This window comes from Streptomyces sp. NPDC031225, assembly GCF_055570355.1.
Window position 1 is genome coordinate 293,664 of sequence record NZ_JBVIHJ010000004.1, and the last position, 12,450, is coordinate 306,113.

8 protein-coding genes are annotated in these 12,450 nt (G+C 73.4%); 7 read left to right on the forward strand and 1 reads right to left on the reverse strand.

From position 1 onward, the window contains the following. Positions 1-778: 778 nt before the first annotated feature. From ACZ48Z_RS08885 to ACZ48Z_RS08905, 5 genes are all read left to right on the forward strand, one after another. Positions 779-1,513 carry a FadR/GntR family transcriptional regulator gene (locus ACZ48Z_RS08885; RefSeq protein WP_468735106.1) on the forward strand — a complete coding sequence of 245 codons (735 nt, stop codon included), beginning with the start codon at positions 779-781 and terminating at the stop codon, positions 1,511-1,513. Positions 1,514-1,574: 61 nt separating this feature from the next. Then, on the forward strand, positions 1,575-3,044 hold the full coding sequence (locus ACZ48Z_RS08890; RefSeq protein ID WP_468735107.1) for an APC family permease: 1,470 nt from the start codon (positions 1,575-1,577) through the stop codon (positions 3,042-3,044). A gap of 90 nt (positions 3,045-3,134) precedes the next feature. Next, a complete protein-coding gene (locus ACZ48Z_RS08895; protein ID WP_468735108.1) occupies positions 3,135-3,725 on the forward strand; it encodes an amidohydrolase family protein in 591 nt (196 codons plus the stop codon). Positions 3,726-3,892: 167 nt separating this feature from the next. Beyond that, positions 3,893-6,760, forward strand: a complete 2,868-nt coding sequence (locus ACZ48Z_RS08900; protein WP_468735109.1) for an AAA family ATPase — start codon at positions 3,893-3,895, stop codon at positions 6,758-6,760. Positions 6,761-6,862: 102 nt separating this feature from the next. Then, positions 6,863-8,494 carry a S53 family peptidase gene (locus ACZ48Z_RS08905; protein ID WP_468735110.1) on the forward strand — a complete coding sequence of 544 codons (1,632 nt, stop codon included), beginning with the start codon at positions 6,863-6,865 and terminating at the stop codon, positions 8,492-8,494. Between the two features lie 383 nt (positions 8,495-8,877). Here the strand turns inward: ACZ48Z_RS08905 and ACZ48Z_RS08910 are convergent, their stop codons facing one another. Beyond that, entirely contained in the window at positions 8,878-9,828 is a 951-nt protein-coding gene (locus tag ACZ48Z_RS08910) for an NAD(P)-dependent alcohol dehydrogenase (RefSeq protein ID WP_468735111.1), read from the reverse strand. A 131-nt stretch (positions 9,829-9,959) separates the two neighbouring features. Between ACZ48Z_RS08910 and ACZ48Z_RS08915 the strand changes: the two genes are divergently transcribed. Next, entirely contained in the window at positions 9,960-10,823 is an 864-nt protein-coding gene (locus tag ACZ48Z_RS08915; RefSeq protein WP_468735112.1) for a helix-turn-helix transcriptional regulator, read from the forward strand. Between the two features lie 307 nt (positions 10,824-11,130). Then, positions 11,131-12,411, forward strand: a complete 1,281-nt coding sequence (locus ACZ48Z_RS08920) for a hypothetical protein (protein WP_468735113.1) — start codon at positions 11,131-11,133, stop codon at positions 12,409-12,411. The last annotated feature ends 39 nt before the right edge of the window (positions 12,412-12,450 follow it).

A 12,450-nucleotide genomic window follows, 5' to 3' on the forward strand; every position in this document is an offset into this window, starting at 1 on the left:
GGACGGAGGTGGCCGTACGGATTCCGCCGGGCGTGGCCTGCGGGTGCCGGGTCAGGGGGCGGGGCCGGGTCGGGGGTGGCGATCACGGTCGCGGGGAGGGCATGGTGGATCACGGCCGCCGACCGGGGTCTGCTGCTTCGGTCGCCCGGTGACGCTCAGGAAAATAGTTCACGGCGATCAAAAAAAACAAGGGTGCCGTCGACGGACCGACGGCCTCCGCACGCCGCCCCGCGGCTCACCGGCGCCTCCCGGGCGACCCCTCGCGCCCCCGTCGACGTACCCCTCGAAGGCGCCCGGCGAGACGTGAATCCCCTGCTCAGGACCATGGTCACCCGGTCGCCCACCCGGACCCGTCCCCCGCTCGCGAACCGGCCGCCGCGAGGTCTTGTTTAACTGTTCACCTTGCTCTAATTTTTCCTGCATCGCGGCCCGCCACTCCCGGCGCGACCCCCGCGCCGTGCCGTGGCCCGGCTGCTGCGGGCTGCTTCGGACGAACCTCCTCCGACGTCCGCGCCCCCTGGGAGCCCCTGTGCACCACACCGTGCCACCGTCGCGGGAACCACCGGCGACCCCCGCCGCTCACCCCGGGCCCGCGCGAGACCGCGTCCCGGCGGGTCGGGCCGGGGTCCGGCACGGGACCTCGGCCGGGCCGGGACCACCCCCGCGACACGGGCTCCGGTGCGGCCGGCCGACGTCACGTGCCGGGCCCCGGGCCGACGCGCCGGACCGCTTCCGTCGCGGGCCGCGGCCGCGTTCAGCAGGCCGTTAGGGTGGCGTCGTGGTGAATGCAGCGGGCAAGTTCGGGCCTTACAACCAGCCGGGCCCGGCTCGGACGACGCCGGTCACCGGCGTGGGACACGCCCGCGCCCTGCCCGGCGGGGGCCAGAACGGATCCGACCTCGTCCGGTCGAGGATCGCGCTGCGGGTACGTCTGCGCTCCGTGCGGCCCGGGGACCGGCTCCCCGATGCCGGGGTCCTCGCCGAGGAACTGGGGATCAGCGAGATCACCGTCCGTCGCGCGCTGGAAGGCATGTGCCAGGACGGCCTGCTCGACCGCCGACGCGGACGGGCGGGCGGAACCTTCGTCGCGCAGGACTGGGACGCCGTCGTCGCCGTGATGCACGACGCCGAGGAGGCGGCCTCACTGGACGCCTTCCATCTGCTGCTCGAATGCGGCCTGGTGGCGCACGGCTCGGGCGAGGTCCCGGCCGGGCGTCTTGAGGGGCTTCGGGCACTGGTCGAGGAGACGGACCGGACCGACGACCCGGCGCACCTGGCCGAGTTGGAGGCCCGCTTCCACCTGGACCTCGCGGAGACCCTCGGCGGCGCCGGAATGCGCGAGTTCGCCGCCGACCTGCTCGGCCGGCTCTGCCTGCTGCTGCCCGTGCCGCACCCCGCGGCCCTCCGGGCACAGAACCTCTGCCACGCCGAACTGCTCGCCGAACTGGGCCGGGGTGCGACCGATCCGGCCGTGCAGGCGGTGAAGGCGCACCAGCGTTCCCGGCACCGCTGACGCCCGATCCGTCCGTCGAGGACCAGCACTGACCACTCCCCACGCACAAGGAGTTGCCGCCATGCCCGACCCCGGAGCAGGCCCGCTGTCCCCGCCGGGCCCCGTCGGCGGCGCGCCGCAGCGGCTGCGTGGCGGTGTCCTCGGCATGGCGGACATCGCCGCCGCCACGATGGCCAACGTCGGCCCGGCCATGAGCTTCTTCTTCGGTTTCGCCTTCCTGGCCACCACCGCGGGCGTGGCGTCACCCCTGACGATCGTCGCCGCGGGCATCGCGGTCGCGCTCCTCGGCAACACGCTGGCGGAGTTCTCCCGGGCGCACCCCTCGGCGGGCAGCTTCACCACCTTCGTGGGCAAGACCTTCGGACCGGTCAGCGCCGTGACCACCGCACTGCTGGCCGGGGTGGGCTACATCATCGCGATGGCCTCCGTCATCGCCATCTCCGGCGGGTTCGTGCAGATCACCCTGTACCACTACACCGGCGTGGACCTGCCGTGGATCATCTGGACGCTGCTGCTCACCGGGCTGGCCGTGGGGCTGATGCTGCGCGGGGTGGTGGTCTCCACCAAGTGGGCCGGTTACTTCTTCGGCGTGGAGATGCTGGTCCTGGCCGTCGTCTCGGTCGCGGCGCTCGTGGAACACCGCGGCTCCCTCTCCCTCGATCCCTTCCTGCCCAGCCACATCAGCCACGGCTTCAGGGGACTGGCGGCCGGATTCCCGCTGGCGGTGTACCTGTTCGTCGGCTGGGAGAACTCGGCCGCGCTCGCCGAGGAGACGGAGAACCCGCGGCGCAACGTCGGCCGCGCCGTGTTCTCCTCCATCGCGATCATGACGGTGAGCTACGTCGTCTTCGCCTACGCCACGGTGACCGGCTTCGGCTACGACGTGAACAGACTCGGAGCCTCCCCGATCCCCTTCGTCGAGGTGGCCCAGCACACCCTCGGCGCGCTGGCGTTCCTCACCTATCTGGGCGGCCTGACCTCCACCCTCGGTGTGCTGATCGCCGGCATCAACTCGCAGGCCCGCCTGGTGTTCAACGCCGGACGCGAGGGCCTGCTCCCGTCCTTCTTCGGCTACGTGCACCCCACCCGCCGTACACCGAACAACGCGATCGTCACCTTCGCCGTCACCGCCCTGGTGATCATCGGCGGCTGGGGGGTGGGCCATCTGCTGGGATCCGGCGGCGGCCCGATGGACCCGGTGGTCTTCTTCACCGAGTCCTCGACCCTCGGCACCATCCTGATCCTGCTGGTCTACCTCGCCTCGAACATCGCCCTGCCGCTGTACTACCGCAGGTACCGGCCGCAGGAGTTCCGGGTGGTACGGCACCTGGTGCTGCCCGCGCTCGGCACGCTGGCGATCCTGGTCCCGCTGTACTACCTCGCCAAGCCGGGCCAGCCGGGACCGTACAACTGGTTCCCCTACGCGGCGCTGGCCGCCCTGCTCGCCGCCGTCGGCTACGCGGCCCTCCTGGTCCGCCGCGACCCGACTCTCGCCGACCGGGTCGGGTCCGTGGTCGCTGACGTGGAATGAGCCCGGGCTGCACCGAAGGATCCACATGACGCGCCGACTGATCGGGACGTCCTGCTCGGTGCTCGTCGTGCCCGAGCAGGCCCCTGCCGAGTGGAGACGGACCGGGACATCCTGGTCGAGGACGGGGTGATCGCCTGGCTGGGCCCGGCGGGCTCCGGACCGGAGGCGGCCGGGGCGGAGACCGTGGACGACACGGGACTGCTGGCCGTACCGGGGCTGGTCAACGCCCACACGCACGGACCGATGACGCTGATGCGCGGCGCCGCCGAGGACGTGAGCGTGGAGGCCTGGTTCAACGAGCGGGTGTGGCCCATGGAGGTCAACTTCACCCCCGCCGACATCGGCCTCGGCGCGGAGCCGGCCTGTGCGGAGATGCTGCTCAGCGGGGTGACCACGTTCGCCGACCACTACTTCCACGCCGAGCGGATCGCCGACGCCGTCGTACGGACCGGAATCCGGGCCGACATCGCGCCGACCTACTTCAGCAGCCGGGGCCGCGCGGCCCTGGAGGAGAGCGCCGAGACCGCCGTAGCCCTGCACGGCACGGGTGACGGACGGGTCACCGCGTCGCTGGGTCCGCATGCGCCGTACACCGTCGAGGACGCCGATCTGGTCCGGCTCGCGGAGCTGGCCCGGGAGGCCGGCCAGGTGGCACCTTCGGTCAGCGAGACACCGGCCTGACCTCGCACACCGGGCGGGTGACCGTGGCGGCTTTCCTCGGGCGGGAAGGGCGCTGCGGTCACCGCCGTCGGCGAACATGTCGGCTTCGTTGACGGGTGACGGACGGCATTGACAACCGTGATCCACCAGGGTTGTCATGAGCACATGCTCCGACCTGCTGGGACCCCATGGGAACTCGCCCGCTGACCGGGCGGCACGAGCTTCTCGACCTCGTCAGGGCCGAGTCGGCGGCCCGCCCCGGAGTCCTCCTCCACGGCCCCGCGGGGATCGGAAAATCCACGCTCCTGACGGCCCTGACGGCCTCCGTGTCCGCCACCGTCCTGCACTGCGCACCGGCCGAGGACGACGCCCGGCTTCCGTTCGCCGGACTCGTCGACCTGTTCACGCGGGTGCCGCGGCACTGCCTGGAACCCCTCGCACCCGAGCCCCGCGCCGCACTCGACGCAGCCCTGCTGCACCACCCGGGCCCCGAGGACGGCCGGAGCCGGCTCGCGCTGCGCGTCGCCGTCCTCGACACCCTGCGCGCCCTGGCGTCGACAGGCCCCGTTCTGCTGGTCGTCGACGGCGTGCAGTGGCTCGACGAGCCGACGGCCGAGGTGCTCGCCTTCGCGGTACGCCGCCTCGACGGAACCGGCATCCGCGTGCTGGCCGCCGAGCGCGTGACCGACGGCGGGCAGCCCGAAGGACTGCGCTGCTGCCCGCCGGGCACCCTCGAACTCGCCGTGCCGCCCCTGACGGACGCCGAGGTGGCGAGCCTCGTGCGCACCGACCTCGGCACCGACCTGCCCCCGGCGGCGCTGCGGACGGTCCAGGAGATTGCCGCCGGAAACCCTTTGTACGCCCAGGAGTTGGGGCGCGCGGCCCTGGACGGCGGCGACGTACCACCGAGACTGCGCGACCTCGTCCTGCACCGGGCCCGCACCCTCCCGGAGCCCGCCCGCCTCACCCTCCTCGTCGCGAGCGCCGCCGACCGCCCGGGCCTCACCGTGCTGCGGGCCACCGGGCTCCCCGACCCGGTCGCCGACCTCGCGGCCGCCGAACGGTTCGGCGTCGCGACGGCCGACGCCGACGGGACCGTACGCTTCCGGCATCCGCTGATCCGGGCCGCCCTCTACGCCGACGCCCCGCACAGCGCCCGCAGACAGGCGCACACCCTGCTGGCGCGGGCCGTCGCCGATCCCGTGGAGCGGGCCCGGCACCTCGCCCACGCCCATCCGTACGAGGACGAGGACACCGCCCGCACCCTGACGTCCGCGGCCGGGACCGCGCGTCAGGGCGGCGCACCAGGGACCGCCTTCGAACTGGCCTCGCTCGCCGCCCGCCGCACGCCGGGCGACCACCCCGCCGACCGCGCGGGACGACTGCTGGCCGCGGCCGAGTACGCCTGTGACGCCGGACGGCTGGAGGAGGCGGGCGAGGCCGCCGGGACCGTTCTCGCCGAGTCGGACTCGGCGCGCCTGCGGGTGCGGGCCCGGCTGATCCTGCTGCGCAACGCGGGCCAAGCACTGGAAGGCGCGGGCGACTTGATCGAGGAGGGCCTCGAAGACGCGGCGGGCGACCCGGAGTCGCAGGCCCGTCTGCATCACTGGGCCGCCGTACGAGGCCTGTTGTGCGGGGAGCTGGAGGCCGCGGACCGGCATGCCCGGCAGGCGGCACGGGCGGGTGACACGGACACCCGCATCGGAGCACTGGCGACCCTCGCCCGGGTGCGCTCCCTGGCCGGTGACCCGGTCGCCGCGGACGCCGCACTCGAAGCCGCCCTGACCCTGAGCGGCGGCACCGACGGCGGCCCGGACAGCTGGCGGCTGATCCGGATGCGGGCGATCCTCGCCCTGGACTCCGACCGGGTGACCGAGGCCCACGGACAGCTGACCCGACTCCTCGCGGCCATCGGCGAGTTCGCGGGCGTCGAGGACGTCCTGGCCACCCTGGTGGCACTCACCCGGGCCCAGGTGCGCGCGGGGTACTGCCGGGAGGCGCTGCACACCGCGGACCGCTGCTCGCGGGCCCTGGCCGAGGCGGGCGTACAGGCCGCTCCGGCGCTGTACGCGGCGGCGCTCGCGGCGACCGCGGGCGGCAGCGTGCGCGAGGCCCGGGAGCTCGCCGGGCGGGCGGTGCGCGCCTCGGAGGCCGACGGCGACCGGCTGTTCCTGGTGCGTGCGCTGGCGGTGCTGGGGCAGGCCGAACTGCTCGGCGGCGACCCGCTGGGCGCGGCGGCCGCCGTCGAGGCGCTCCAGCGGGTCAGGGAGCTCAGCACGGCGATGAGCGCCGCCGACCCTCCGTTGCTGCACTGGTACGCCGACCTGGCCGAGGCGCTGGTCGTGCTGGGCGAGAACGACGAGGCGGGGGCGGTGGTCCGCGAGGCCTACGCCCGGGTGTCCGCCGCCACGCCGGACAGCGTGCCGGCCGCCCTGGAGCGGGCGGAGGGCCTTCGGGAGGCGGGGCTGGGCCGGGCGAAGGAAGGGGCCGCGCGTCTGCGTGCCGCCGCGGACCGGCTGCGTCAACTCCCCCTGCCCGTCGAGCTGGTGCGCACCCTGATCGCCCTCGGCGCGGTCGAGCGCCGCTCGCGCCGCAGGAGTACGGCGCGCACGGTCCTCGGTGAGGCCCTGGAGACCGCCACCCGGATCGGCGCCGCCCCGCTCGCGTCCCGGGCCAGGGACGAGCTGGCGCGGCTGGACGCCGTGGAGCGCGGGGGCGAGGCCGGCGGGCCCGAACTCACGCCCACGGAAGCCAGGATCGCCGCGCTGGTCGGCGGCGGGGCCACCAACCGGGAGGTCGCCGCCGAGCTGTTCATCAGCGTCAAGACGGTGGAGGGGGCCCTGTCGCGGGTGTACCGCAAGTTCGGGGTGCGCTCCCGTACCGCGCTCGCGCACGCGATGGCCGTGGCCGTCCTCGCGACCGGCGCGGCGGCCGTCGACCTGGCCGACGACGACCAGGCCCCGCCGCTCACCCACGCGGTGACGGTCAGTCAGGCGGTGCGGGTCCGCGTTCCCCGCGTTCTCGCCACCCGCCGCGGGCGTGACATGCGCAGTTAACACGTGACGCAAGGGTTCCCCCGCTTATGGGGGTGGGGCTGGTGTTCCTACGGTGAAGCCGTTCCGCTTCCGGGACATCCCCCCACTCTCCGGAGGACCACAGTGAAGTCTCGTCTGAAACTGCTCGGTCTGGTCACCGTGCCGGCCCTGCTCGCCGCGGCCGTCCCCGCCGCCTACGCGGCGAACGCCGCGGTGCCGCACACCACCCGCGCGGCCGTCGCAGGAGACGTCGTGAAGGGCCTGGGCAAGCAGGCGAAGCGCACCGGTTCGGTCGCGGCCGGGAAGCGGATCCCCGTGGCGATCAGTCTGGCCCCCAGAGGGGGCACGGCGCTCGACACCTTCATAGCCAAGGTCAGCGACCCGCACTCGTCCTCCTACGGCCACTACCTCTCCAAGGCGGGGTTCGCGGCCCGCTTCGGCCGCACCGACGCCGAGGTCAAGCAGCTCAAGGAGTACCTGCGGGAGCAGGGCCTGACCGTCGGCAAGGTCCACTCGGGCAACCTCCTGGTCGACGCCACCGGCACCGCCGCCCAGCTGCAGAAGGCCTTCGGCACCAGGCTGTCGACCTGGAAGGACAAGGCGTCCGGCCGCTCCTTCTACGCCAACGACAGCGCACCGACCCTGCCGTCCGGTATCGCCTCCCTGGTCAGCGACGTGGCCGGCCTCAACAACCGCGTCCAGCTCCACCACCAGGCCACCCCGCACACCGTCGCGCCGCGCAACGGACCGGGCGGCGGCTACACCCCGGCCCAGCTCAAGGGCGGCTACAACGTCTCCGGCACGTACACCGGCAGCGGCCAGAAGATCGCGCTGCTGGAGTTCGACGGCTTCCAGCAGGCCAACATCACCAAGTACGACACCAACTACAGCCTGGGCTCGCCCACTCCGACCGTGTCCAAGGTGGACGGCGGTTCGGGCGCGCTCGGTGACGGTCAGGTGGAGGTCGAGCTGGACATCGAGGTCCTGCACGCGATCGCCCCCAAGGCGAACGTCACCGTCTTCGAGGGTCCCAACTCCGACGCCGGTGAGGTCGACACCTACCAGGCCATCGTCGACAGCGGCATCCCGACCACGTCGATCAGCTGGGGCGCCTCCGAGAGCGCCCGCACCACCTCCAACATCAACGCCGTGGACGCCGTCTTCAAGGCGGGCGCCGCTCAGGGCCTCGGCTTCTACGCGGCCTCCGGCGACGACGGCTCCGACGACGCGGGCGACGGCACCACCACCGTCGACTACCCGGCCAGCGACCCGTACGTCACGGGCGTCGGCGGCACCAAGCTGACGGTCACCTCGGCGAACGCGTTCAGCAAGGAGGTGGCCTGGTCCGGCGGCGGTGGCGGCAAGTCCTCCGTCTTCAAGATCCCCAGCTGGCAGACCGCGGTGCAGAAGACCGCGGGCGGCGGCTTCCGCCAGGTGCCGGACGTCTCGGCGCACGCCAACCCGAGCCCCGGCGTCTCGATCTACTCGCAGGGCTCCTGGTCCGCGGTGGGCGGCACCAGCGCGGCGGCCCCCGAGTGGGCGGCGTTCGCGGCCCTCTACAACCAGCAGGCAGCGGCGGCGGGCAAGGCCAACCTCGGCTTCGCCAACCCGGCCCTCTACACCGCCTCCGGCACCGGCTTCCACGACATCACCAGCGGCAGCAACGGCGCCTACTCGTCCGCCACCGGCTGGGACTTCACCACCGGCTGGGGCTCGTACAACGCGGCCACGCTGGCGGCCAAGCTGCTTGGCTGACGCCGAAGCCCGAACAGCCCGTGGGTCACGCCGTGCGCCTGAACAGCGCACGGTGTGACCCATGTCGCGTACCGGACCGGCCGACGGCTCCTCCTCGAACGTGATGACTCGGCATGTGCACGGAGCCGTGCAGGAAAGTCCGGGGCCCGGCACGCCATCCGATCCGGGGCAGGGGGCATGACGAACGGTCAGGGCATGGCCGGTCGACCGGTGCACATGGGTGGTCGCCACCGAATGCGCCGTCCAACGGCGTGCCGCAGTTCAGCCGGCTCCGCGAGTGCCACGGCCCACTCACGGCGAAGCCGCGCCGGAGGCTCTGGTCGAGGCGCGGTCGGTGGGAGTGGCCCGCTGTCGGCGTCGAGCGAACATCGACGGCCTCGGCCCTACGCCGACACCGCGACCACGTGCTTGCCCACGACGCCGCCGCGCTCGAACGCCTCGTGCGCCGCGGCGATGTCCGCGAGCGGGTACACGCCGTGCACGACAGGTCGTAGCGCACCCGACGTGACGTGGCCGGCCAGGTCGCGCAGCACCGCGGAGTCCGGATTGGCGCTGAAGGTGCGGATACGGCGGGAGCCGTACACGCTCGACGCGGCGATGGCGGCCAGGGCGGTGGCCGACAGGCCGACGGTCACCATCCGGCCCCCCTTGGTCAACCGGCGTCGGTAGCAGTGCAGTTCCGAGCCGACGGTGTCGACGACGACGTCGAACGGTCCGATCCGGTCCGAGGTGGTGGAGCCCTGGTCGAGGACTTCGTCGGCACCGAGATCGGTGAGCAGCGGGGCGTGGCGGTCGCGGGCCAGCGCGGTCACATGGCCACCCAGCGCGTGCGCCAGTTGCACGGCGGCGGTGCCGACGCCGCCGGCCGCGCCCCGCACCAGGACCCGTTCCCCGCCCGCGAGGTGCACGCTGTCGCGCAGCGCGATCAGCGCCGTGGCGCCCGTCACGACCAGGGAGGCCGCGTCGGTCGGTGAGAGGTCCGCGGGGGCGGGCGCGATCCGGTCCGCGGGGACGACGACGTACTCGGCCGCCCCCGCGGTGGTGTGCCGCTGACGGGGATGCACCATGCCCCACACCCGGTCCCCCGCCCGGTAACCCTCGACATCGGCGCCGGTCCCGACGACGACGCCCGCGAAGTCCAGCCCCGCCCCGATCGGGAAGCGGCGCCCCGACACCATCTTCAGCTCCCCGGCGCGGACGATCACATCGTGTCCGTTCACGCTGGACGCCTCGACCGAAACCAGGACCTCGCCTGCACCGGGAGCGGGGCGGTCGACCTCGTTGATCCGCAGGACGTCCGGTGCACCGTAACTCGTGATCTGCGCGGTCCTCATGTCGCTGTTCCCTCCGTTGTCGGCTGCTGCGGGACCGATACTGGTGCCCGCTCGCCGCATCACGGTCGTTCGCCTTTTCCTGGGACCGGCAGACCCACCCTCCCGTGCGGCGCCGGAGGCATACTGGCGCCGTGACCGACTCCCCCCTCGCGCCGGCCGACGATCCGCGACGCGAACTCGCCGAATTCCTGCGGACCCGCCGAACCCGGCTGCGGCCGGAGGACGTCGGCCTCGAACCCGGCCCGAGGCGGCGCGTCGCCGGGCTGCGGCGCGAGGAACTGGCCCTGCTGGCAGGGGTGAGTTCGGACTACTACCAGCGCATGGAGCAGGGACGGGACGTGCGTCCCTCCGAACAGGTCCTGGACGCCCTCGCCCGCGCACTCGACTTCTCTGCCGAGGAGACGCGCCACCTGCACAGCCTCGCCGCCGCCGCGCGCACACCGGCCCGTGCCCCGCGCCGGTACGAACCCGAGGAAGTACCGGACACCACACAGCGGTTGCTGCGCACCATGCCCTCGCCCGCACTGGTCGTCGGCCGCTACCTGGACGTACTGGCCTGGAGTCCGCTGGCCGGCGCGCTGCTCGGCGAGTTCACCCGGCTGCCTGTGGCGGAACGGAACCTGCTGTCCCTCCTGCTGCACCCGGAAGCCGACCAGACCTGTCCGGAACGGGCCGCCACCGTCGCCGAGCTGACCGGGATGCTGCGCGCCCAGGTCGCCGCCGATCCGGGGCACCCGCGCGCCGTGGAACTCGTCGGTGAACTCGCCGTCCGCAGCGACGAGTTCGCGGCGCTGTGGGCCCGCCACGACGTGCTGGAGACGACGCGCGGCCGGATGCGCGTCGACCACCCGCTGGTCGGGGAGCTGAACCTGGACTGGGACGCCTACCCGCTGCCGGGAACTCCCGGCCCGATGATGGTCGTCTACACCGCCGTCGAGGGCGGCCCCGACGCCGAACGGCTCCAGCTGCTCGCCGGCCTGCTGGACGCCCCCTGACCCCAGGCGGGACCCGTCGCACGGGTTCTCCCGGACGGCGCGCATCCCGCCTGCCGGTGACCGCCTGACCGCGCACGACACCGCTCGCCGCATCCGGCGGGCCACGCTCGCCCCGGCCCCGCGCGAGTGCGCGCCCCGCGGTGTGGCCTCCGCCGCAACTTGGCGGCCGCGATCCCCCGCGGGGGCAGGCAGCCGGCGACAGCCTGGCCGATCGGACCGGCGGTCCGGACGATCGGCCGTCGCGGTGACGTGGGAGGCGCGCCTAGCGTCCTTGTGACCAGGCCACCGCGCTGTGAGGGGAACGCTGATGGAACAGCAGGAGATGACCGGAGCCCACGCCGACGACGGCACAGCCGTGATCGGGGCGGCAACGGAGTTCGAGCCGGACGTCATGGACCTGCTCGTGGAAACACTGCGCCGTGCGGTCAGGTGCGAGTTGCCGGTCGTGGGGACGGACACCCTGCTCGGGGAGCTCGTGTCCGGGGGCACTGACGCCGGTGAGGCGCTCGCTCCCGGGATGCGGAGGTCAGGGTCGCTCAGTGGTCTCATCGCCGGCCGGGCGGGCCTCGGTTGGGTGAGCGACGACGAGGTGCGCGGTGTGCCGGTCACAGCCGGCACCGGTGAGGTCGCCCAACGGGGGGCCGATGAGAAGGAGATCGCTGCCGCCTGGCGTGAGGCCCGGTGGCGTCACGGCCTCGGTGTGCGCGGATCGGCCCCGGAAAGCGGCCAGGTGGTGCCCGGGATGACCGGAGCGCTGCACGCGTGTCTGCTGCTCGCGCTCAGGTCGGCCCGCGCCGAGGGAGTGATCTCCGTGCGCTGTCGGCATGTTGCCCGTGCCCTGCTGGAACTGCCGGGCAGCCGGGCACGGGAGGCCATGACGCTGCAGCGACTGGAACTCTCCGCCGCGGCAAGGGCGTTGGATGCGGTGGACGCGAGCGCCTCGGCACGGACCGAGGGACCGGAATCCCGCGGCGTCACCCTTCTCCGACGAGCCGGAACGCTGGGCAAGAGCGGTAACCGCCTCACCCGCGCCGTGACTTCGTGGACCGCCGGAAGCTCCGTGAACGGCTCACCGGTCCTGTTCGCGGTGTCCGTCGAGGCAATGCGGCAGGCCGTACGGAACGGGCGCGCCTCGGTGGAACCGCTCGATCTCCTGCTCGGGACACTGGCCCTGGACCGGGCCCTGTTCCTGGCCGGGCGCTCGCTTCCCGCGAGTCTGGCGAAGGCCAACTCCGCCCCGGCCCTGATGCGTCGGCACGGGGTACGGCAGTCCTCTCTCGTATCCCTTGCCTGGACGAACGACCCGGCTCCCGTGGGCACTTCGGCTCCGGTAGTCCCTGCCGCAGGTGTTCCCGAGAGCGGCACGGTACGTCCGTCCGCCGCCGCCGACCGGGTCATGGCGGTGGCGCGGCTGTCGGCCGCTGAGCACGGCTCGCCCACGGTCGGCACGGTCCACCTGCTGACCGCCCTGCTCGACGCGCCGGCGTCGGACCCGGACGCCCACGCCACGGTCGTACGACTGCTGACCGCCGCCCAGGTCGATGTCGCCGCGTTGCGGCGGGAGTTGAGCCTTGGGCTGGGCGCATGACACCCGGGGTCCGGCGCGCGACAACCGCCGTCGTGACTA